General features: G+C 70.8%; 19 protein-coding genes. 8 read left to right on the top strand and 11 right to left on the bottom strand.

Annotation, left to right across the window (positions count from 1 at the left end; genetic code table 11):
• The first annotated feature begins 39 nt into the window (after window positions 1–39).
• Window positions 40–1,443, top strand: coding sequence for a carboxypeptidase regulatory-like domain-containing protein (locus tag AB0I82_RS02225; protein ID WP_363255129.1), 1,404 nt, complete (start codon window positions 40–42; stop codon window positions 1,441–1,443).
• A gap of 111 nt (window positions 1,444–1,554) precedes the next feature.
• Window positions 1,555–3,348, top strand: coding sequence for an MFS transporter (locus AB0I82_RS02220; RefSeq protein ID WP_363255128.1), 1,794 nt, complete (start codon window positions 1,555–1,557; stop codon window positions 3,346–3,348).
• A gap of 24 nt (window positions 3,349–3,372) precedes the next feature.
• On the opposite strand, the gene AB0I82_RS02215 is transcribed toward AB0I82_RS02220, so the two are convergent.
• The 5 genes from AB0I82_RS02215 to AB0I82_RS02195 all read right to left on the bottom strand — a co-directional run bounded on the left by AB0I82_RS02215 (window position 3,373) and on the right by AB0I82_RS02195 (window position 8,531).
• On the bottom strand, window positions 3,373–4,029 hold the full coding sequence (locus AB0I82_RS02215) for a maleylpyruvate isomerase N-terminal domain-containing protein (RefSeq protein WP_363255127.1): 657 nt from the start codon (window positions 4,027–4,029) through the stop codon (window positions 3,373–3,375).
• Window positions 4,030–4,124: 95 nt separating this feature from the next.
• The gene (locus tag AB0I82_RS02210; protein WP_363255126.1) at window positions 4,125–4,778 is read right to left on the bottom strand and encodes a GntR family transcriptional regulator; all 654 of its coding nucleotides are present in this window, start codon (window positions 4,776–4,778) and stop codon (window positions 4,125–4,127) included.
• A 117-nt stretch (window positions 4,779–4,895) separates the two neighbouring features.
• Window positions 4,896–6,194, bottom strand: coding sequence for an amidohydrolase (locus AB0I82_RS02205; RefSeq protein WP_363255125.1), 1,299 nt, complete (start codon window positions 6,192–6,194; stop codon window positions 4,896–4,898).
• Between the two features lie 113 nt (window positions 6,195–6,307).
• A complete protein-coding gene (locus AB0I82_RS02200) occupies window positions 6,308–7,603 on the bottom strand; it encodes an amidohydrolase family protein (RefSeq protein WP_363255124.1) in 1,296 nt (431 codons plus the stop codon).
• Window positions 7,604–7,790: 187 nt separating this feature from the next.
• Window positions 7,791–8,531: an SDR family oxidoreductase gene (locus AB0I82_RS02195; protein WP_363255123.1), complete on the bottom strand. Its 741-nt coding sequence runs from the start codon at window positions 8,529–8,531 to the stop codon at window positions 7,791–7,793.
• Window positions 8,532–8,749: 218 nt separating this feature from the next.
• Between AB0I82_RS02195 and AB0I82_RS02190 the strand changes: the two genes are divergently transcribed.
• A complete protein-coding gene (locus AB0I82_RS02190; RefSeq protein WP_363255122.1) occupies window positions 8,750–9,139 on the top strand; it encodes a hypothetical protein in 390 nt (129 codons plus the stop codon).
• An 8-nt stretch (window positions 9,140–9,147) separates the two neighbouring features.
• Here the strand turns inward: AB0I82_RS02190 and AB0I82_RS02185 are convergent, their stop codons facing one another.
• The gene (locus AB0I82_RS02185) at window positions 9,148–10,155 is read right to left on the bottom strand and encodes a helix-turn-helix domain-containing protein (protein ID WP_363255121.1); all 1,008 of its coding nucleotides are present in this window, start codon (window positions 10,153–10,155) and stop codon (window positions 9,148–9,150) included.
• 81 nt (window positions 10,156–10,236) lie between these two features.
• Between AB0I82_RS02185 and AB0I82_RS02180 the strand changes: the two genes are divergently transcribed.
• Complete coding sequence (locus AB0I82_RS02180) at window positions 10,237–10,827, top strand: cysteine hydrolase family protein (RefSeq protein ID WP_363255120.1); 591 nt, start codon at window positions 10,237–10,239, stop codon at window positions 10,825–10,827.
• 10 nt (window positions 10,828–10,837) lie between these two features.
• Here the strand turns inward: AB0I82_RS02180 and AB0I82_RS02175 are convergent, their stop codons facing one another.
• Complete coding sequence (locus AB0I82_RS02175; protein WP_363255119.1) at window positions 10,838–11,476, bottom strand: class I SAM-dependent methyltransferase; 639 nt, start codon at window positions 11,474–11,476, stop codon at window positions 10,838–10,840.
• 292 nt (window positions 11,477–11,768) lie between these two features.
• Here AB0I82_RS02175 and AB0I82_RS02170 point away from each other — a divergent pair, with 292 nt between their 5' ends.
• Window positions 11,769–12,158, top strand: coding sequence for a hypothetical protein (locus AB0I82_RS02170; protein ID WP_363255118.1), 390 nt, complete (start codon window positions 11,769–11,771; stop codon window positions 12,156–12,158).
• Between the two features lie 111 nt (window positions 12,159–12,269).
• The gene (locus AB0I82_RS02165; RefSeq protein WP_363255117.1) at window positions 12,270–13,265 is read left to right on the top strand and encodes an AraC family transcriptional regulator; all 996 of its coding nucleotides are present in this window, start codon (window positions 12,270–12,272) and stop codon (window positions 13,263–13,265) included.
• Between the two features lie 69 nt (window positions 13,266–13,334).
• Here the strand turns inward: AB0I82_RS02165 and AB0I82_RS02160 are convergent, their stop codons facing one another.
• Window positions 13,335–14,306, bottom strand: coding sequence for a DUF2993 domain-containing protein (locus AB0I82_RS02160; protein WP_363255116.1), 972 nt, complete (start codon window positions 14,304–14,306; stop codon window positions 13,335–13,337).
• A gap of 219 nt (window positions 14,307–14,525) precedes the next feature.
• Here AB0I82_RS02160 and AB0I82_RS02155 point away from each other — a divergent pair, with 219 nt between their 5' ends.
• A complete protein-coding gene (locus tag AB0I82_RS02155; RefSeq protein ID WP_363256042.1) occupies window positions 14,526–15,938 on the top strand; it encodes a family 2B encapsulin nanocompartment shell protein in 1,413 nt (470 codons plus the stop codon).
• A gap of 39 nt (window positions 15,939–15,977) precedes the next feature.
• Window positions 15,978–18,248, top strand: a complete 2,271-nt coding sequence (locus tag AB0I82_RS02150) for a family 2 encapsulin nanocompartment cargo protein terpene cyclase (RefSeq protein WP_363255115.1) — start codon at window positions 15,978–15,980, stop codon at window positions 18,246–18,248.
• Here the strand turns inward: AB0I82_RS02150 and AB0I82_RS02145 are convergent.
• From AB0I82_RS02145 to AB0I82_RS02135, 3 genes are read right to left on the bottom strand one after another with little or no spacing between them, the layout of a single operon-like run.
• Complete coding sequence (locus AB0I82_RS02145) at window positions 18,226–19,116, bottom strand: biotin-dependent carboxyltransferase family protein (RefSeq protein WP_363255114.1); 891 nt, start codon at window positions 19,114–19,116, stop codon at window positions 18,226–18,228. The genes AB0I82_RS02150 and AB0I82_RS02145 overlap by 23 nt on opposite strands.
• On the bottom strand, window positions 19,113–19,760 hold the full coding sequence (locus AB0I82_RS02140; RefSeq protein ID WP_363255113.1) for an allophanate hydrolase subunit 1: 648 nt from the start codon (window positions 19,758–19,760) through the stop codon (window positions 19,113–19,115). Before AB0I82_RS02140 ends, AB0I82_RS02145 begins: the two co-directional genes overlap by 4 nt.
• Before the next feature lie 7 nt (window positions 19,761–19,767).
• Window positions 19,768–20,559 carry a 5-oxoprolinase subunit PxpA gene (locus AB0I82_RS02135; RefSeq protein ID WP_363255112.1) on the bottom strand — a complete coding sequence of 264 codons (792 nt, stop codon included), beginning with the start codon at window positions 20,557–20,559 and terminating at the stop codon, window positions 19,768–19,770.
• Window positions 20,560–20,575 lie beyond the last annotated feature (16 nt).

Here is a 20,575-nt window from a genome sequence, read left to right as displayed (position 1 = left end):
GAGAGGTCGGGGAAGGGCACGGTACGGGAAGGGTGCGGCATGTCCGGAACACAGCAAGAGGACGCGGCACCGGCCGACAGCGAACCGCGCCCGCGGTGGACGCACACGGCGAAGGTGATCGTCAGCAGCCTCTGGTTCCCGGCGCTGTTCTTCCTCGGCTTCCTCTTCTGCTATCTCCTCGCCTTTCACAACCCCACCCCGCACGACATCCGGGTGGCCGTTCCCGCCCAGGCGGCGACCAAGGTGCAGCAGACGCTCGACAAAGCCGTCCCGGGCGGGTTCGAGGTAAAGCCCGTATCCGGCGGTGACGCCGCCCTCCGCAGCGCTGTACGGGAACGCCGTGCCGCCGGCGCCTATCTCCCGGATCCGGACCGTCCCGCGCTCTACACCGCCAAGGCCGGCGGCTTCGAGATCGAGGCCGTACTGCAGCAGGTCTTCACGCCGATCGCCGAGCGGGGCGGCGCCCGGCTCAAGCAGATCGAACTCGCACCCACCGCGCCCAAGGACGCGATGGGAACCAGCCTCTTCTACCTCTGCCTCGGGCTCACCATCCCCTCGTACATCATGGTGATGATGATGCTGCGGGCCACCGGCCTCAGCCGCTGGAAGAAGGTCGTCACCTTCGTCGTCTCCGGCGCCGTGATGGCCGTGGCCGCCTTCTACATCGCGCTCGCGATGGACTGCATCGTGGACCGGCCGATCTGCCTGCTCTACATGTTCATGCTGACCCAGGCGGTCGCGCTGACCTGCTACGGGCTGGTGCCGTTCGTGCGGCAGTTCTTCCCCGGCGTGGCCATCGTCATCTTCGTGCTGCTGTCCATGCCGGCCAGCGACGGGGCGATCCCGGTCGCGATGGTGCCGGCATTCTTCCGCTGGCTGCATCCGTACATGCCGCTGGGCAACTTGGTCGACGCGCTGCGCAACGAGATGTACTTCGGCGGCGCGCAGCTTTTCCGCCCGCTGCTGGCGCTGAGCATCTGGATCGCCGTCGGCATCGTGCTCATCTGCGTCGGGTTCTTGTGGGAACGGCACCGGGTGAATGTGGCGCGGTCCGGCGGGGACGACGAACTCACCGCCTCCGAACTGGAGGAATCGGTCGAGGACCCGACCTTCGAGATGCCGCACCCGATGCCGGTACGCGCCGCCACCCACTACATCGGGGCCTCCGAGCCGTTGCTGGCCGGCCGCATCCGGGACACCCAGTCGCAACCGCTGCACGGTGTACTGATCACCGTGACCACCACCGACGGACGGCAGCTGACGCGTACCCGGACCGACGAGCACGGCGAGTACAGGCTGACCGGGCTCCCGGAGGGCTTCGTCAACGTCATCGCCGGCGGGCCGCGCCGCATCCCGTCCATCAAGCGGGTCTACATCAAGTACGGGAACCTCGCCCATCAGGACTTCGTGCTGCGCCCTCGGCCGCAGGACCCGGCAACGTAAGGGATCAGTAAAGACTTCCCGTCGTACGATGTCCTTCGGAATACCCACCCGAGCGGGCAAGTTCGTACTCGGCGAGCCCGCTACTCTTCCCGCTTCCGGAGGTCCCAGGTAATGCCCCAGACGATGGCCCAACGACGCACGGGCGGGATCGTCCTCGTCCTCGCCTTCGCCGGCATCACGGTCGCGGTGATGCAGACGCTGCTCGTACCGGTCATCAAGGACCTGCCCGCGCTGCTGACCACCGCGCCGACCAACGCCACCTGGGTCATGACCTCCACCCTGCTGGCCGGTGCCGTCGCCACCCCGATCATGGGCCGGCTCGGCGACCTGTACGGCAAGCGCCGCATGCTGATCACCAGCCTCGCGGTGATGGTCGGGGGATCGCTGGTCTGCGGGTTCACCAGCGAACTCCTCGTGATGATCGTCGGCCGTGCGCTGCAGGGCTTCGCCATGGGCGCCATCCCGCTCGGCATCGGGCTGATGCGCGACGAGCTGCCCCGCGAGAAGCTCGGTTCGGCGCTGGCCCTGATGAGCTCCTCCATAGGCGTGGGCGGCGGGCTCGCACTGCCGCTCGCCGCCCTGGTCGCCCAGCACGCGGACTGGCACGCGCTGTTCTTCGGCGCCGCGGGCCTGGGCGTACTGGCGATCCTGCTCACCCTGGCGGTCGTGCCGGAGAGCGGCGTCCGGGCCGAGGGCCGCTTCGACGCCGCCGGCGCGCTCGGTCTCTCCCTCGGACTCGTCCTGTTCCTGCTGCCGATCACCAAGGGCAGCGACTGGGGCTGGAGTTCGGCCACCACGCTCGGCCTCTTCGCCGCCGCACTGGTCGTGCTCGTCCTCTGGGGCCTGATGGAACTGCGCATGAAGGCCCCGCTGGTCGACCTGCGTACCACCGCGCGCCGCGAGGTACTGCTCACCAACCTCGCCTCGATCACGGTCGGCGTCGCCTTCTACGCGATCTCCCTCGTCCTGCCGCAGCTGCTCCAGCTGCCGACGGCCACCGGCTACGGCCTGGGCCAGTCCATGGTCGTCGCGGGGCTGTGCGTGGCGCCGCTGGGCCTGACGATGATGTTCACCGCGCCCGTCTACGCCCGACTGTCCGCGCGGTACGGTCCGAAGCTCACCCTCATGCTCGGCATGCTGATCATCGCGGTCGGCTACGGCGCGGGGCTCGGCCTGATGAGCGCCGCCTGGCAGACCATCGTCATCTCGGTGATCGTCGGCGCGGGCATCGGCCTCGCCTACTCCTCCCTCCCCGCCCTGATCAACGGGGCCGTCGACCCGTCCGAGACGGGCGCGGCCAACGGCCTCAACACCCTCATGCGGTCGATCGGCACGTCGGTGTCGAGCGCCGTCATCGGCATGGTCCTCGCCAACACCGCCCACCACGCGGGGCCGGTGGCCGTACCCACCATGCAGGGCTTCCGCATCTCGTTCCTCATCGCCACCGCGGCGGTCGCCCTCGGCCTGCTGCTCGCGGTCTTCCTGCCGCGCAGCCGGACGATGTCCACGCCGCAGCTGCTGGCCAGCAGCGAGGAAGAGACCGAGGCGGTGCGGGACACCCATGCAGTACCGGCCATCCCCGGGCCGCGGGCGGTACCGGCGGCCCCCGGGCCCCGCGCCGGTTTCCGCGGCCGCGTCCTGGACCCGGCCGGTGCACCCGTCGCCCGCGCCCGCGTCGCGCTGATCGACCCGCGCGGACGCCGGGCCGGTACCGCGCTCACCGACCACGACGGCCGCTACTCGGTCGCCGTCCCGGACGGCGGCGCGTACGTACTGGCCGCCATGGTCGCCGGCCACGCCCCGCGCGCCTCGGCGGCGGTCCACCCCGGCGAGGACCGCCCGGTCGAGGTCGACCTCGTCCTCAGGGCCGGGGCGGGGGAGCGCCGCACGGCGGTACAGAGCTGAGCAGTCCGGTCGTCATCCGCGTATTCAGCCGAGGACGAGGGGAAGCTTCGCGGCCAGCTTGTCCAGCTGGGCGTGCTCCGCTTCGGTCGGGGCACGCCGTCCGGTACCGACCAGCAGCGCGTCCGTGTCGGAGAACGACGCGGGGAACGCGGCCCCGGCGATCTCCTCCAGCAGCTCGCGGGACCGGGCGAGCCCCTCGGCGGGAGGTTCCGGCGCGTGCGGGAGATGGGCGATCAGGTCGAGGTGGTGCAGCGTCCACTCCAGTACGTACGTGGTGAGGTAGTCGCCCGTGGTGAGGACCATGTCCTGGGTGCTGACCCGGAGATCCGGGTCGGCGAGTCCGGCGGCGCGGCCGGCCGCGGAGCCGACGTCGTCGAGGTGGAACTTGAGCAGCTCGGGGTCCCCGTAGGCGGCGGCCAGCCGGACGGTCAGCGCGTCAAGGGGGCCGTCGCCGGTCGGCGGCGTGTCGGCGACGTGCCAGTACGTCACCGCGTCATGGGTCGGCGCCGTATCGGCCGGGGTCACGAGGGTGATCAGGACGTCCTGCGCGTCGATGACCAGATGGCACACCAGGTCGCGGACGAGCCAGCCGGTACAGCCGGACGGCCGCGCGAAGTCCTCGTCCGAGAGCCCGGCGACCGCCGTACGCAACGCCGTCCAGGAGCGTGAGAAGAGATCCATCTCGGCACGGTAGTGCGGTGCCGAGATGGCGGACAATCGCATTTGGGCGGCTGGGCGGCTGGGCGGCTGGGCGGCTGGGCGCGGACGCGAACCGGTCAGTCCTGCGTGGCGTTCCGGCGGGCGGCGGCCGCGTCGCGGCCGGTCGCCAGGTGCCGCGTCACCAGCTTCTCGACCTGCGCCACGTCCCGGTTCGCGAGGGCCTCGTAGAGCTCTTCGTGCTCCTTCGCCATGGCCATGAGGTCGTCGTGCTGCCCCAGCAGCCAGCGCATCCTGCTGCGCAGCGTGCGCCCCAGTTCGTTCAGGAGCTCGTTGTCGGCCAGCGACGTCACCGTCTCGTGGAAATCGGCCGCCGCCCGCCGGGCCCGTACCGCATCGCCCTCGCGCGCCGCTGCCAGCTCGGCGTCGAGGTCCGCGCGGAGCTTCGCCAGCCCGGCGCGGGTGCGCCGCTGGGCGGCGAGCCGGAACGCCAGCGTCTCCAGCGCCGACCGCACCTCGTCGAGGTCGGCGAGGTCCGACGGCGCGAACTCCCGCACCACGGCCCACGTCCGCGGCCGCGGCGTCACCAGCCCCTCGTTCACCAGTGCCTTCAGCGCGTCCCGGATCGGCAGCCGGCTCACCCCGAGCTCCGCGGCGAGTTCCCGCTCGACCAGCCTGCTGCCCGGCTCGCGGACCCCGTCGATGATCTCGTCACGCAACTGCCGGGTGACCCGCTCCGACTCGGGCTCGAACCCTTCAGACCCTGTTGTCATGCCTCCGATTCTCTCATCGGCAGGCATCGCGCCCTGCACGGCGCGGGCGGCGAACAGCGTCTGCGCGGTGGGCGAGGGCTCGGAGAGAGGGGGGATGCCGGGCGGGCGGACACGACGTTACGTCAGCTCCCCGTCGCGGGCGACGACCCGGCCGCCGTGCACCACCATGTCCCGCACCGGCATGTCCACCACGATCTGCGGTACGCACTCGCCGCGGAGGAGCAGGAAGTCGGCGGGGGAGCCGGGGGAGAGGTCGGCGCGGGCCAGGTGCATCACATCGGCGCCGCCGTGCGACCCCGCTTCGTAACACCCTGTCAGTTCCGCGTCGAGACGGTTGTCCCGGACCCAGCCGAGCAGATGCGCGCGGTGCAGCATGTCGGCGTTGCCGAAGGGGCTCCACGCGTCGCGCACCCCGTCCGAGCCCAGCCCGACCCGTACGCCGTGCTCCTTCAGCCGGGCGATCGGCAGGACCAGGTCGCGGCTCGGCGCCACGGTCGTCAGCGCGATGTCCAGCTCGCCGAGGTCGGCCGCCACCCCGGCCAGCTCCGCGTCGGACAGGCCCGGCAGACAGAAGACATGACTGACCGTCACCTTGCCGCGCAGCGACAGCGCCCGGGTGCGGTCGATGATGCCGCGCAGCGCCGTGAGACCCGGCTCGCCCTGGTCGTGCAGATGGATGTCCACACCGATGCCGTACTGGTCCGCGAGGTCGAAGACCAGGTCGAGCTGCTCATCCAACGTCTGGTCGAAGCCGATCGGGTCGATCCCGCCGATGAAGTCCACGATCCCGCCGCGCGCCGCCTCCCGGAGCAGCGCCGCCGTACCGGGCGTGCGAATGACACCGTGCTGCGGGAACGCAACGATCTGTACATCGAGCGCGTGCCACAGCTGCTCGCGCGCGGTGGCGACGCCTTCGACGCAGGCCAGACCGTAGGCGGGGGCGATGTCGGCGTGTGCGCGCATGGCCCGCGTCCCACGGGTCACGGCATGCGCCATCAGCCCGTGCGCCCGCTCGGCGACGGACCGGCTCTGCCGCTGGAAGAACTCCACGTCCTGGGCGACGAAGTCCGCGATGCTGCTCGCCGGCTTGCGTGACTCCCAACTGCCGCCCCACGTCGTCTTGTCGGGGTGGATGTGCGCGTCGACCAGCGCCGGCAGGGCGATGCGGCCGCCACCGTCGATCACCTCGGCGCCCTCCGGGGCCCGCCGGTCGGTGATGCGGCCGTCGACGACGGTGAGGTCCACCGCGTGCTTCGCCCCGAAGGGCCGCACATCGCGGAAGACCACCGGGCGCGCCGGCCGCTCACGGGCCTCGGCCCGCGCCGGCGGCACGGCCGCGGACAGTACGGTACCGGCGCCCGCGAGCGAGGCGGCACCCGCGATAACACCGCGCCGGGACGGCTGGGAGGGCGTCATGGGAACTCCTTCGGTGGGGGAGATGCGGTGGTACGGACAGGGGCAGTGCGGGGCCCGTGCACCCCGCGGCCGCCGGGGAGGCGGCGGCGAAACACACGGGCCCAGAGTTGCGTCTACAGCGGCAGACCCGCGCGCACCACGCGCTGCGGCTTCTTGAGTACGGAGACGTCGGCGAGCGGGTCGCCGTCCAGCACGATCACATCGCCGGCGAAGCCGGGCGCCAGCCGCCCCGCCGTCCGCTCCACACCGAGCAGCCGCGCGGCGCCCGTCGTGGCGGTGCGGATCGCGTCGAGCGCCGACAGGCCCGCCGAGCGCATCAGCTCCACCTCCCGACCGATGGGCTTGACCGTCCCGCCGGAGGAGTCGGTGCCCGCCGCCAGCGGAACGCCCAGCTCGTGCGCGGTACGCACCGCTTCCTTGAGGGCCGGCAGGTACGTGCGCCCCCGCTCGTCGAGCACCGGGTCGGGATTACCGATCATCCCGGCGATCGCGGTCAGCGTCGGCGTGAAGTAAGTCCCCCGGCGCCGCATCTCGTGCAGCGTGCGCTCGCCGACGAACGCACCGTGCTCCAGGGACCGGATCCCCGCCCGCACCGCGTCGTCGCAGCCGCGCTCGCTGTAGCTGTGGCACAGCACGCCCTTGCCACCGCGCCGCGCCGTCGCGACGATCTCGGACAGCTGCTCGTACGAGTACACCTGCGTCAGCGGGTCCTGCTCCGGCAGACCGGCGCGCTCGTTCACCCGCGTCTTGATCACGTCGGCGCCGCGGGCGAGATTCACCTGGACGACCCGGCGCAGCGCCTCGGCCGACCGCACGCCGCCCTTGAGGCGCGCGAGCGGGGTGAGGTCCGGGTCCGCGAGCACCGTGTCGCCCAGCTCGGGCGTGACGAAGACGCCGGCGGCCCGCAGCCGGGGCGCCAGCTCGGGCGCCTGGCGGGCCAACTCCCGTACGGCGATGTCCTGGTAGAAGTTGGTGGAGCCGCTGCGCGCGCTGGTGGCGCCCTTGCGGACCGCGTCGCGTGCCTCGGTGGCGGTGTTGAGGTGAATGTGCGCGTCGACCAGCCCCGGCAGCACCCAGCGGCCGTGCGCGTCGAGGCGCGGCGCACCGGTCGGCACATCGACCTTCGCCCGGGCCCCGGCGGCCTGCACCACACCGTCGCGGATGACTACAACGGCATCCTCGGTGACCTCACCGGTCGCCGGGTCGAGCAGCGTGCCGCCCTCGACGACGAGGTCACCGCCACGCTGCGCGCTCCGTGCCGGACCGGCGGCGGATCCCCGCACCGGCGCGGCCGCGGCACCCGGAGCCGCCGAGAGGGCGGCGGCCGTTCCGGCCAGGGCCGCGGCACCGGCGAGCACACCGCGGCGGGTGACCCGGTTGGGCGGGGGCGGGACGGACTCGACACACATGACGGGCTCCTCGTGCTCTACGTACAACTGGTGTCAGTTGGTATACCGAATTTGAGCACGAGGCAAGGCTTACTGGTGGCCGCCACCCACATATGCGGTGCAATGGGGTAGTTGCCCCACCCCTCCCTTCGTGATTTCGGTATCCCATCCGTACGATCGCCCGCAACGGCTTCAGCCCGCCGACCGCTCAGGTCAGATTCAGCCCGCCGTCGAACACAATGACCTCACCGGTGAGGTAGCTGCTGTCGATCACCGATGCCACCAGCCCGGCCACGTCGGCGGGCTGGGCCGGGCGGTGCATCGGCGCACGGTCCCGCCACAGCTCGTGCGCCTGCGCCCAGTCCTTCGTCATCGGGGTGTCCACCAGTCCGGGGGCCACCGCGTTGACCCGTACGTCGGGCCCGAGCGCGGCCGCGAGCAGCCGGGTCACATGATTCAGTGCGGCCTTGCTCGCTGCGTACGGCACCGACGAGCCCTTGGGACGCACCCCGGCATGGCTGGTGATGTTCACGATGCTGCCGCCGCCGGGGGACCGGCGCAGCGCCGGAAGTGCTTCCGTACACAACACCCACGGCGCGATCAGGTTGACCTCCAGCAGCTGCCGCCAGTCCGCCGGTGTCGCCGCGGCGAGATCGTCGTGCGGGATCGGCCAACTGATGCCGGCGTTGTTCACCAGCACGTCCAGCCGCCCGTACCGGGCAAGCGCCGCCTCGACCAGCCCTCGGGCCTCCTCCTCCACCGCCAGATCAGCCCGCACATACGCCCCGCCGAGCTCCGCCGCCAGCGCCTCCCCGGCCTCCGTACTGCGCCGCGAGTGCACAACGACCCGCATCCCGGCCGCCGTCAGCCGCCGCGCGACGGCCTCCCCGATCCCCGACGTGGACCCGCTGACCAGGGCGACGGGTCGATCCGCCTGCTGCATCTCCATGCGGTGGATCTTGTCACGGCTGCCTTGTGGTGGCTGGTACCCGCCTTTATGGCATCGGAGTACCCGCCTTCAGCGTCCCTTCATCGCCAACTGCGAGAAACCCTCTCCCCGAGCGAGGTCACCGTTCATAGGCTTTCGCGTACCGGGCGAGCGGCGCCGCTTTCCTCGTGACTCAGCCTCGTGACGCAGCGAACGGTTCAGCGGAGGGACGTGACGACATGCAGCGGACAGCACGCGCCGCGGCGGTGGTGGTGCTGGCGGTGGCACTGCTCGCAGGGTGCGACACGGCGGAGGGCGAGGACCGGGCCGTCGGGTGCGCGCGGTTCGCCCTCGCGGTGTCCGATGCCATCGGGGACCTCGAACATGCCGTATTGGAGTCCGCCCTCGACCAAGAGGCGGACGCGGCGGTCGATGCGCTCGACGCGGCGGTCGCCGAACTCACGAAGCGCTCGTCCGGCGCGGAGGTGCAGGAAGCCGCCACCGCGGTCGGCGCGGCGGCAGCCGAGGTACGCACGGCGCTGTCCCAGGACCGTAAGCCTGACCTGGCACCCCTGCGCAGCGCCGGCTTGCGGCTCATCAGGACCTGCCCCAACGGAGTGAACACTTAGTAGATCAGCTACGCGGAGTACCGGAATCCGTTGCGGTACTCGGTCGGCGTGGTGGCCAGTTGGCGGCGGAAGGCCCGGATGAGGGTGTCTACGGTGCCGAAACCGCAGGCGCCGGCGATGCGTTCCAGCGTCGCATCGGTCGACTCCAGCTGGTGGCGGGCGAGTTCGACGCGGGAGGCTTCGATGTAGGCGGCCGGTGTCATGCCGAGTTCGGTCTTGAAGATGCGGGAGAGCTGCCGTTCGGAGACATGGGCGTGTGCGGCGAGCTCGGCGAGGCCGATCGGCCGGGACAGGTTGCGGGTGATGTAGTGCCGCAGGTCCTCGATCCGGCGCGTGGTGGAGACGGGTTCGAGCGGTACGGAGAACTGGCTCTGCCCGCCGGGGCGTTTGAGGTACATCACGAGCTGGCGGGCCACGCGCAGCGCGACGGCTTCACCGAAGTCCTCGGCGACCAGGGCCAGGGACAGATCGAGGCAGGAGCTGATGCCCGCGCCGGTCCACACGCTGCCGTCACGAATGAAGATCGGGTCGGCGTCCACGGTGACGGCGGGATGCTCGGCGGCGAGCTGGCGGGCGGTCGACCAGTGCGTGGTGGCACGCTTTCCGTCGAGCAGGCCCGCGGCCGCCAGGATGTGGGCGCCGACGCACACGGAGGCGATACGACGTGACGCGTCGGCGAGCTGCTTGACGCGGGCGGTGACACCCGGGTCCGCCAGGGCGCTCACGCGCCGGTCGGCGTCGATGCGTACGGAGCCGGGCACCAGCAGGGTGTCGATGCTCTGACCGGCTACGTCATCGAACGTGGCGTCGGGCAGGACGCGTACCCCCGCCGAGGTGGTGACCGGCTCCAGCGTCTCGGCGGCCAGGAGCACGCGGTAGCCGGTGCCGGTACCGGTACTGCTGTCCGTGTCGACCTCGCGTGACAACAGGGCGAAGACCTCCGGTGGGCCGGTGATGTCCAGCAGGTCGACGCCGTCGAAGACGACTATGACGAGGAGCCGTTCCGATGCGGGCACGCGTTCCCTCCCCAGGTGATGTCCGGATCTGCAAGCTGGGTGTCATTGCAGACACTGACGGGTGATCGTAGCGTCGAACGCATGACTACAACGACGCTTCGTCAGCTCAACGGCTTCGACGAGACCCCGGCGACCCTCGCCGATGCCACGCTGCTCATGGTCGACTTCCAGAACACCTACACCCGGGGTGTGATGGAGCTGCCAGGCTGGCAAGCGGCCCTGGACTCGGCCGCGGCCCTGCTCACGCGGGCGCGGGAGGCGGGGACGCCGGTCATCCACATCGTCAACGACGGCGGTGCGGGCACTCCGTACGACATCCGCGCGGAGATCGGCGCCATTCACCCCGGCGTGGCACCGGCCGACGGCGAGCCGGTCGTGGTGAAGCAGGCGCCGAATGCCTTTCACGACACCGACCTTGCGCAGAAGGTTGAGGCCGCGGGCCGCAAGAACGTGATCATTGCCGGTTTTATGACCCACATGTGCGTCACCTTCACCGCCGAAGGCGCGTTCCTGCGCGGCTACGCGCCCACGATCGTCGCAGACGCGTGTGCCACCCGGCCCCTGACGGGGGCCGGGACCGAACTGTCCGCCGAGCAGATCCATCACAGCGCGCTGGCCACGATCGAGGACCTCTACGGGGTCGTTGTGGCGCAGGGCTCCGCCCTGAAGTAAGGCGGCCTGCTTACTGGCCCAGGCGCATCAGCAGACGGCCATGGCGGAACCGCTCGCCCTCGACCGGCTCGCGCAGCATCCGGCCGACTTCGACGAACCCGGCATCGCCGGCCAGCCCGGCAAGGTCGTCGATCGGCCACCGGTAGGCCGTCGTCACCTTGTGGTCGAACGCCGTGACCGGCTCACCCTCCGACTCGAAGAAGGCGAGCAGGAGGTGGCCGCCGGGCGCGAGCACCCGCCGGAACTCGGCGAAGTACGAGGGCACCTCCTGCGGCGGGGCGTGGATGACCGAATACCACGACACAATGCCGTCCAGCTTGCCGTCGGGCAGGTCCAGCGCGTCCATCGAGCCGACCTCGAACCGCAGGTCCGGGTATGCCTCGCGGGCGAGACTGATCATCACCGGCGACAGGTCGATGCCGAAGGCGTCCAGTCCCAGGTCCCGCAGATGCGCGGTCACCGCTCCGGGGCCGCAGCCCAACTCGGCGACGGCTCCGGCGCCGGTCCGTGCGAGCTCGGCGAACGCGGCGAGCATCGCGCGGTCCAGCGGAAGGGCGTCCAGCGCGTTGCGGAAGAGGTCGGCGTAAAGGACGGCCACGTCATCGTAGGCATCGGCGGTTGCGGAGAGGTGCGAGGAAGGATCAGTCACAAGCGAGGACACTAGACTGTCCTCCTCATTTTTGAACGGCTGATATTCGGAGAAGAGTTGGGCGAACGAGGGTGGCGCCTGATTGAATGGGGGAGATGATCTTGAGTCGCTGTCCTCCGAAAGGCAATCCCTGATGTCGTCCGTCCTCGACCAGGTCCCGGCCGTCGCTGCGTCGACGGAGTGCCACCGTCCGTATGCACGCGGCACGACAACGGCACGCACTACGACGGCGACACGTGCCAGGACAGCGACTCGCCGGGCCGCTCCTCGTCTCGATGCCGCCGGCGCCGAGGTGCTCCGGACCATCGCCGACTCCCGTACCCCGGTCTTCATCACCGTGCATGCGAATGGCCGGCGCCGGTACGGCTACTGGCGGCCGTACGACTCCCGGACCCGCAGCGGCGGCTGCTACATGGCGCTGCCCACCGAGGTGTGCGACCGGCTGGAGTCGGCCGGCCGGATCACATTCGGTGACCCCTTGGTGGATCCGGCCAAGACGACGTACCGCGTATGGGCCGCCGACACCCCCGCCGAGCCCTCTCATGCCGCTGCTCGCCCCACCCGCACACCGGCTGCCGCGCCCGTGCGTCGCCCGATGGCACCGATGACGCCCATGGCGCCCATGACGCCCAAGGCACCCGCGGCTCCCAAGCGCGCGGTGGCGCAGAGGGTTGCCGCATGAGCTGATCTGCCGGCGGCAGCAGCGCGACATTGCCCGTCCCGACTAGCATGAGGACGGGAAGCGCAGTCGGTTGTTCGCCGTGTGATGGGGCCCAGGGTCCTGGAGGCAGCGATGGCGGTGGAGCGCGGGGGCCAGGAGTCGCAGGGCGGTGGCACGCTGCAGTTCCGCACCGGTGACGTCGACCGGGCCCGTTCGTGGATCAGCGAAATCATGCACTATCCCGTGACGCTGAATCCCCAGGCCGAGGCGGCCCGCTTCGCCCTGGACATGCGAGGGATGCAGCTGGGCTCGATCAATGCCAACACGGTGGCGTACGGCACCCATTGCATCGGCAGGAGCAGTGGACTCGGCGTTGCGTACCACATCAACTTCACCACCACCGGCACCTCGATCGAGACCCACCGAGGGGAGACCTTCGTCTGCACGGCAGCGGGAGGGCGGCTGCCGGTGTTCGAGCCGACGGGCACGGTCACCACGGAAATGAACGACGAGGCCGAGGTGCTCGCACTGGGCTGGGACCGGCATGCGGTGGAAAGCGCGCTGGAGGAGTACCTCGATCACTCTGTCCGGCCGCTGCACTTCCCCGGTGGCTTCGATCCCACGGACGGCAAGGGCCGGACACTGGCCGGGCTGGCGCGCGTGCTGGAGCGTGAACTGCACGCCCCTACGGGGTTGTTGGAACAAGGGATCGTCGCCGCGAGGCTCGCCGACGCACTTCTCACGACGATGCTGTACGCCACTCCGCACCAGTACCACGAGGAGCTCACCCAGCCGGCGCCCCGCACCTGCCCGCGTCCGGTCAAGCGGGCGATCGATGCCATGCAGGCCGATCCCGCGCACCCCTTCACCGTGCGGGAACTGGCCAGGATTGCCGGTGTCGCCCCGCGGTCCCTGCAGGCCGGGTTCCAGCGGCACATGGAGACCACGCCGATGACGTATCTGCGCGCGTTGCGTCTGGAGCGCGCGCACCGCGACCTGACCCGCCCGGGATCCCCCGACACGGTCACCGAGGTCGCGGTGCGCTGGGGCTTCACGCACCTGGGCCGCTTCGCCGCTGCCTATCAGGCCAGGTACGGGACCCTGCCGTCGCAGGCGCACCGGGCCTGAACGGGTTGGACGGCCCCGTACCCGCAGTGCTTGGCGCGGGGGGCGGTTCTCCCGGTGGGAACAAGTACCTCAGTGCGTCCCGCCGCCGCCCAACGGTACGTCCGCGCCGGACAGTTCTGCCCGTACGCCGTCCTTCGTCACCGAGATCCCGCGAAGCCGCAGGTCACCGGGGAGGTTGTCGGGCAGCTGGGCCGAGAACTCCATGTCCTCCGCCACCTTCGGCTCGCGGACCTTCTGCAGGCCCCGGATCAGCGACGGATCGATGCCGGCGGGCTTCAGCAGCGACGGATGCTCGGCGAGTGCGTCCAACGCACGGCCCTTCATCAGCTGGTCCGGGCGGAGTCGCTGGCCAGTCGCCTGCTGGAGGCCACGCTCGTCCACCTTTTCGGCGGCGGGGGTGGTCAGCTGCAGGCCGCCGCCCTTGCCCGGGGTGTACGTGAGCAGGCCGGGCACCACCAGCCGGGTGTCCGCCACGGTCAGGGCCAGGCCGTGGTCGCCGGTGCGCTGCAGGTGTGCCCGGGCCCGGATCCGAGCCTCCTTGCCGGCCACCGGCAGCTCGCCCTTGGCCAGTACGGTGTTCTTCTGCGGGCCGGGGGTGAGACGGACCTGGGACGCCCCGACCTCGCGGTTCAGGTCGTCGAAGGCGAGGAACACCTCACCGTTCACCCGGCTCAGGACCGCGCCCTTGACCGAGGTCGGGAGGCTGCCGACGATGCGCAGGTCATCCACCGACCCCTTCACTTGCGCGACGGAGACCCGCCCGGCGGACACATCGGGGACGTTGACCTCGACGTGGTCGAGACGGCCGGTGGCGAGCTGCCCGACGAACGGGAAGCTGTCGATGTGCACCTCGGGCTCGGCACGGAGCTTCAGCGCGTCCTGCATCTTCTGCGCCGCCAGGTTCTCGGCGTAGAGCACGGCCCAGCGGTCGCCGAGGGCGAGGAATCCGAGTACAACGCCCAGTCCGACGACGGTCTTCGCGATCCTCCGGCCAGTGCGCCGGCGTGCCGTGGAGTCTGCGGGAGGTCCGTTCGATATCACCACCACATGCGATCACAGGACGGCCGCTACGGCCAAGTCGCGTCCGGCCCGCACGTCAATGTCCCGCTCGGGGCCCCTTATTGACGCGCCGACAGGCCCTGTTACCGTGGGCCGCGGGTAGTAAATGATCTTCACCTCGACAGTGCTCCCAGGTGCTTGCTGTCGCCATGCTCCCGCTCTGCTCCCGTTCTCAACGATGGATGCCGCTTCATGTCTTCTATGCCGTTCGACCCGACTCCTGCCAACCAGGACGGCCAGCAGCCGCAGCTGAGCCTGTCCACGGCGGCCGCGCGGAATCTGGCGAGTACGACCAAGACCGTTCCGCAGATGCAGGGGATCTCCTCCCGGTGGCTGCTGCGGCTGCTGCCTTGGGTGCAGGTCTCCGGAGGCGCGTACCGGGTGAACCGCCGGCTCACCCACACCCTCGGCGACGGCCGGGTCGAGTTCGTCGCCACGGGCGCTGATGTGCGGGTCATCCCGACCGAGCTGCGTGAGCTGCCGCCGCTGCGGACCTTTGAGGACGAGACGGTGCTGGGCGCGCTGGCGGAGCGGTTCGCGCAGCGCGAGGTGGCCGCGGGCGAAGCGATCGTGGAGGCCGGCCGCCCGGCCGACGAGGTCGTTCTCATCGCGCACGGCAAGAGCAACAAGCTGGGCACCGGTAAGTACGGTGACCCGACGGTGCTCGGTGTGCTCGCGGACGGTGACTACGTCGGCGAGGGCCTGCTGACCGGCGCGGACGGCGAGTGGGAGTTCACGGTGCGGGCGGTCACCTCTTGCACCGTGCTGAGCCTGTCGCGGGCGGCGTTCGAGGAGGTACAGGGCCGCGCGGACGGCCTGCGTACGCATCTGGAGGAGGTGCGGTCCGCTTCCCACCTGGCGCAGAACAAGCGCGGCGAGGCGGCCATCGACCTGGCTTCCGGTCACGCCGGGGAGCCCGTACTGCCCAGCACGTTCGTCGACTACGAACTCAGCCCGCGGGAGTACGAACTGAGCGTTGCTCAGACCGTGCTGCGCGTGCACAGCCGCGTCGCCGACCTCTACAACGAGCCCATGAACCAGGTCGAGCAGCAGCTGCGGCTCACCGTCGAGGCGCTGCGCGAGCGGCAGGAGCACGAGCTCGTCAACAGCCGTGACTTCGGGCTGCTCCACAACGCCGACTTCAAGCAGCGCATCCGCACGCACAGCGGCCCGCCCACCCCGGACGACCTCGACGAGCTGATCTCGCGGCGGCGCAAGACGCAGTACCTGCTGGCCCACCCGAAGGCGATCGCGGCCTTCGGCCGGGAGTGCAGCAAGCGCGGGCTCTACCCGCAGGGCGTGGAGCTGGAGGGCCACCAGGTGCCGGCCTGGCGCGGCATCCCGATCCTGCCCTGCAACAAGATCCCGGTCAGCCCCGCCGGCACCAGCTCCATCCTCGCGATGCGCACGGGCGAGGAGGACCAGGGCGTCGTCGGTCTCCACCAGGCCGGCATTCCCGACGAGATCGAGCCCAGCCTCAACGCCCGTTTCATGGGCATCGACGACAAGGCCATCATCTCCTACCTGGTGAGCGCCTACTACTCCGCGGCGGTACTCGTACCGGACGCGCTCGGCATCCTCGAAGACGTCGAGATCGGCCACTACGGCAACTAGTAGACGCACACCTCGATTTCAGGAAAGGGCCGGGCACCAGTGACGGCACCAGCAACACAGCCTTTTGAACTGCCGGACTTCTACATGCCGCATCCCGCGCGCCTGAATCCTCATCTGGAGGAGGCGCGGCGGCACTCGAAGCGGTGGGCCCGCGAGATGGGCATGCTAGAAGGCTCGGGTGTCTGGGAGGAGCGCGACCTCGACGCGCACGACTACGCCCTGCTGTGCGCGTACACCCACCCCGACGCGTCCGGCCCGGCCCTTTCCCTGGTCACCGACTGGTATGTGTGGGTCTTCTTCTTCGACGACCACTTCCTCGAGGTCTTCAAGTACTCGAAGGACCGGGAGGGTGGCAAGGCATACCTCGACCGGCTGCCGCTCTTCATGCCGACCGACCCGGACGCGGTCATTCCCGAGCCGACGAACCCGGTCGAAGCGGGCCTCGCCGACCTGTGGGCCCGCACCGTGCCGAGCATGTCGGCTGACTGGCGGGCCCGGTTCGCGGAGAGCACCGAGAACCTCCTCAACGAGTCGTTGTGGGAGCTCTCCAACATCAACGCGCACCGCATCGCCAACCCCGTCGAGTACATCGAGATGCGCCGCAAGGTCGGCGGCGCCCCTTGGTCGGCGGGTCTCATCGAGTACGCGATCGGGGCCGAGGTACCCGCGCCCATCGCCGCGTCCCGCCCGATGCAGGTGCTGCGGGACAGCTTCTCCGACGCCGTGCACCTGCGGAACGACCTCTTCTCGTACCAGCGCGAGGTCGAGGAGGAGGGGGAGAACAGCAACGGCGTGCTGGTCCTGGAGACCTTCCTCGGCTGCGGTACGCAGGAGGCCGCCGATGCCGTCAACGACCTGCTCACCTCCCGCCTCCAGCAGTTCGAGAACACCGTCTTCACCGAGCTCTCCCCGCTCTTCGCCGAGACCGGCCTGGGCCCGGACCAGTGCGCGGACGTCCTCGCGTACGTCAAGGGACTGCAGGACTGGCAGTCGGGCGGCCACGAGTGGCACATGCGGTCCAGCCGCTACATGAACGGGAGCGGGGACGAAAACAACGCGGGGTCGCCGTTCGGGGGCTTCTCGCTGCTGCCGAGCGGTCTGGGCACCTCGGCGGCGCGTCTCGGGCTGACGGGCCTGACGACCACCCGCCGGGCCGAGGCCGGCCGGCTCCGCAGCTTCACCCACGTCCCGCACCAGCGCGTGGGCCCCTCCCAACTGCCCGACTTCCACATGCCGTTCACCACCCGGCTCAGCCCGCACCTGGACGGCGCGCGCCGGAACGTGGTCGAGTGGGGACGCCGGATGGGCATGCTCGAAGCCCAGCCCGGCATCCCCGGCTCGGACATCTGGAACGCACGCAAGCTCGCGGGCTTCGACTTCCCCCTGTGCGCGGCCGGCATCCACCCCGATGCCTCACCCGACCAGCTCGATGTCACGTCCGGCTGGCTGACCTGGGGAACGTACGGGGACGACTACTTCCCCGTCGTCTTCGGCCGCACCCGGGACCTCGCAGGTGCGAAGGCTGCCAACACCCGGCTCTCGGCCTTCATGCCGGTGGACGGTTCCCCGACGCCCGAGCCCGCCAACGCGCTGGAGCGCGGCCTGGCCGACCTCTGGATCCGTACGGCCGGCCCGATGAGCCCGGAGGCCCGCCGCACCTTCCGTACCGCCATCGAGGACATGACGTCCAGCTGGCTGTGGGAGCTGGCCAACCAGGCGCAGAACCGCATCCCCGACCCCGTCGACTACATCGAGATGCGCCGGATGACCTTCGGCTCCGATCTCACCATGAGCCTGTGCCGACTGGGCCACGGGCAGCAGATCCCGCCCGAGATCTACCGCAGCGGCCCCATGCGCTCCCTGGAGAACGCCGCCGCCGACTACGCCTGCCTCCTCAACGACGTCTTCTCCTACCAGAAGGAGATCGAGTACGAGGGCGAGGTGCACAACGGCGTCCTGGTCGTCCAGAACTTCTTCGACTGCGACTACCCGACCGCCCTCGCCATCATCGACGACCTGATGACGTCCCGGATGCGGCAGTTCCAACACGTCGCCGAGCACGAACTCCCCGTCCTCTACGAGGATTTCAAGCTGTCCCAGGACGCCCGCCGCACCCTGAACGGTTATGTGCGCGAACTCGAGAACTGGCTGTCGGGCATCCTGACCTGGCACGAGCGCTGCCACCGCTACAAGGAGGAGGACCTGCGCCGCGACCTCCCCGCACACTCCCAACGCCGCCTCGACCTGCCCACCGGGTTGGGCACCTCGGCCGCGCGGATCCCGCGGCTCACCGCATCGCGGAGGGGCTGAACCGTATGGCGGCGCCCGGCGGGATCTGACCCGCCAGTGGCAGATCGTCCTCGTGGACCACACCGATCACCGGATAGCCGCCGGTGACCGGGTGGTCGGCGAGGAAGAGGACCGGCAGGCCGTTCGGCGGGACCTGGAGGGCGCCGCGGACCATGCCTTCGGCGGGCAGTTCGCCGGTACGGCAGCGGCGCAGTGCCGGGCCCGCGAGGCGGATGCCGATCCGGTTGCTCTTGCTGGTCGCTTCCCAACGCGCCGCGAAGAGTGTTTTGAGGGACGCTTCCTCGAACCAGTCGTCGCGTGGGCCCGGCCAGACGCGCAGCTCGAAGGCGTTGGGTGGCGCGCTGCGCGGGGCGTGGTCGACGCCGGGCATCGGGCCTGTCGGGTCGCCGAGTGGCAGTGTGTCCCCGGCGCGCAGCGGCGCGGGACCCGTACCGGAAAGCAGATCCGTGGCGCGGGAGCCGAGCGCGGGCGGGGGTGTCAGCCCGCCGCGGACGGCGAGATACGTCCGCAGGCCGGATTGCGGCATGCCGAGGGCCAGGACATCGCCGTCGCGTACGGGGACGGGCGCGTCCAGGGCGGCCGGGCGGCCGTTGACCGTGGCCGGGCAGGGCGCGCCGGTCAGGGTGAGATAGCCGGTCGCGGGCGTGCCGTCCGGGCGGCGCAGGTACAGCCGGGCCCGCAGCCCGCCGAAGGTGATCTCCAGGCCCGCCGCGTCCTCGGGGTTGCCGACCAGGCGGTTGGCGAGGGTGAGGGACGCGGGGTCGGCGGCGCCGGACCGGGAGACGCCCAGATGCGACCAGCCGGGGCGGCCGAGGTCCTGGACGGTGGCCAGCGGGCCGGGGGCGAGGACTTCCAGTGCACGCGTCACGTCGACTCCCTGAAGCGTACGGTCCGGCCGGGGACGAGCAGCGCCGGCGGAGTGCGGTCCTCGTCCCACAGCGGCACATCGGTGCTGCCCAGCAGCTGCCAGCCGCCGGGGGAGGAGCGCGGGTAGACACCGGTGAAGCCGCCCGCCACGGCGACCGATCCGGCCGGTACGGCGGTGCGCGGTTCGCTGCGGCGGGGGAGGTGCAGTACGGGATCGGTACCGACCAGATAGCCGAAGCCGGGCATGAAGCCGGCGAAGGCGACCGTGTAGAGCGGGGCGGTGTGCCGGGCGATCACCTCGCGGACGGTGAGCCCGGTCAGCTCGGCGACATCCGCCAGGTCGGGGCCGTCGTAACGGACGGGGACGACGAGGGTGTCGTACGCCGTGTCCTGCGACGCGTCGCCGCCCTGCTCCGGCAGCGCCGCGGCCCGCTCGGCGACCGCGGCGCTGAGCCCGTCGTGCCCGGTGACCGCCGGATCATAGGTGACCAGCAGCGTACGGGCGGCCGCGACCAACTCCCGTACGCCCTCCGGCCGGTCCCGCTCCAGCGCGGCGCGCAGGGCCAACACGTCGGTCAGATCGGCCAGTTCGGCGAGCAGTGCCGTACTGCCGGCCCTGCGGACGCCGCGCAGCGGGGTCGTCATACGTGCCTCAGCGCTCCCCGGCGGCGGCCGCAGCGGCCGGCGTGGCGAACGGCACCGGCGACAGGCCCGCCGCGTCGAACTCCTTGCGCAGCCGGCGGGCGATCTCCACCGCGCCCTGGGTGTCGCCGTGCACGCACAGCGAACGCACCGTCAGCGGCACCTCCGTACCGTCGATCGCCTCGACCACGCCTTCGGTGACCATGCGCAGGCAGCGGGCCACGATGACGTCCGGGTCGTGCAGCACCGCGCCCGGTTCACGGCGCGAGACCAGGGTGCCCTCGGGGGTGTAGGCACGGTCGGCGAATGCCTCGTGGACCGGGGTGAGCCCGGCCTCGGCGGCCTTGCGCAGCCAGGCACTGCCGGGCAGCCCCAGTACGGGGAGGCTCACGTCGTACCGGCTGACCGCGTCGGCGACGGCCTCGGCCTGCGCCTCGTGGTGGACGATCGCGTTGTAGAGCGCGCCGTGCGGCTTGACGTACGCGACGCGGGTACCGGCCAGCTTGGCGAAGCCGTCCAGCGCGGCTATCTGGTACACCACGTCGTTGACCAGCTCGCGCGGGTCGACGTCGATGAAGCGGCGGCCGAAGCCGGGCAGGTCGCGGTAGCCGACCTGGGCGCCGATGGCGACGCCGCGCTCGGCGGCCAGCTCGCAGACCCGGCGCATCACGGTCGGATCGCCGGCGTGGTAGCCGCAGGCGACATTGGCGCTCGTGACGATGGACAGCAGGGCATCGTCGTCGCCCAGCGTCCACTGGCCGAAGCCCTCGCCGAGGTCGCTGTTGAGGTCGATGACGGTCAAGGTGGTTCCTTCCTCT

It is taken from the genome of Streptomyces sp. NPDC050315 (genome assembly GCF_040655775.1).
In the GTDB taxonomy this organism is placed as follows: Bacteria; Actinomycetota; Actinomycetes; order Streptomycetales; family Streptomycetaceae; genus Streptomyces.
This window is presented reverse-complemented; position numbering and strand designations above follow the sequence as displayed.

Coding starts and splice junctions, on each gene's coding strand:
- AB0I82_RS02200 (WP_363255124.1), bottom strand. CDS start 7,603: ATGTGTGTCGAGTCCGTCCCGCCCCCGCCCAACCGGGTCACCCGCCGC.
- AB0I82_RS02140 (WP_363255113.1), bottom strand. CDS start 19,760: ATGACGACCCCGCTGCGCGGCGTCCGCAGGGCCGGCAGTACGGCACTG.
- AB0I82_RS02165 (WP_363255117.1), top strand. CDS start 12,270: ATGGCGGTGGAGCGCGGGGGCCAGGAGTCGCAGGGCGGTGGCACGCTG.
- AB0I82_RS02205 (WP_363255125.1), bottom strand. CDS start 6,194: ATGACGCCCTCCCAGCCGTCCCGGCGCGGTGTTATCGCGGGTGCCGCC.
- AB0I82_RS02195 (WP_363255123.1), bottom strand. CDS start 8,531: ATGGAGATGCAGCAGGCGGATCGACCCGTCGCCCTGGTCAGCGGGTCC.
- AB0I82_RS02225 (WP_363255129.1), top strand. CDS start 40: ATGTCCGGAACACAGCAAGAGGACGCGGCACCGGCCGACAGCGAACCG.
- AB0I82_RS02220 (WP_363255128.1), top strand. CDS start 1,555: ATGCCCCAGACGATGGCCCAACGACGCACGGGCGGGATCGTCCTCGTC.
- AB0I82_RS02180 (WP_363255120.1), top strand. CDS start 10,237: ATGACTACAACGACGCTTCGTCAGCTCAACGGCTTCGACGAGACCCCG.
- AB0I82_RS02215 (WP_363255127.1), bottom strand. CDS start 4,029: ATGGATCTCTTCTCACGCTCCTGGACGGCGTTGCGTACGGCGGTCGCC.
- AB0I82_RS02190 (WP_363255122.1), top strand. CDS start 8,750: ATGCAGCGGACAGCACGCGCCGCGGCGGTGGTGGTGCTGGCGGTGGCA.
- AB0I82_RS02155 (WP_363256042.1), top strand. CDS start 14,526: ATGCCGTTCGACCCGACTCCTGCCAACCAGGACGGCCAGCAGCCGCAG.
- AB0I82_RS02210 (WP_363255126.1), bottom strand. CDS start 4,778: ATGACAACAGGGTCTGAAGGGTTCGAGCCCGAGTCGGAGCGGGTCACC.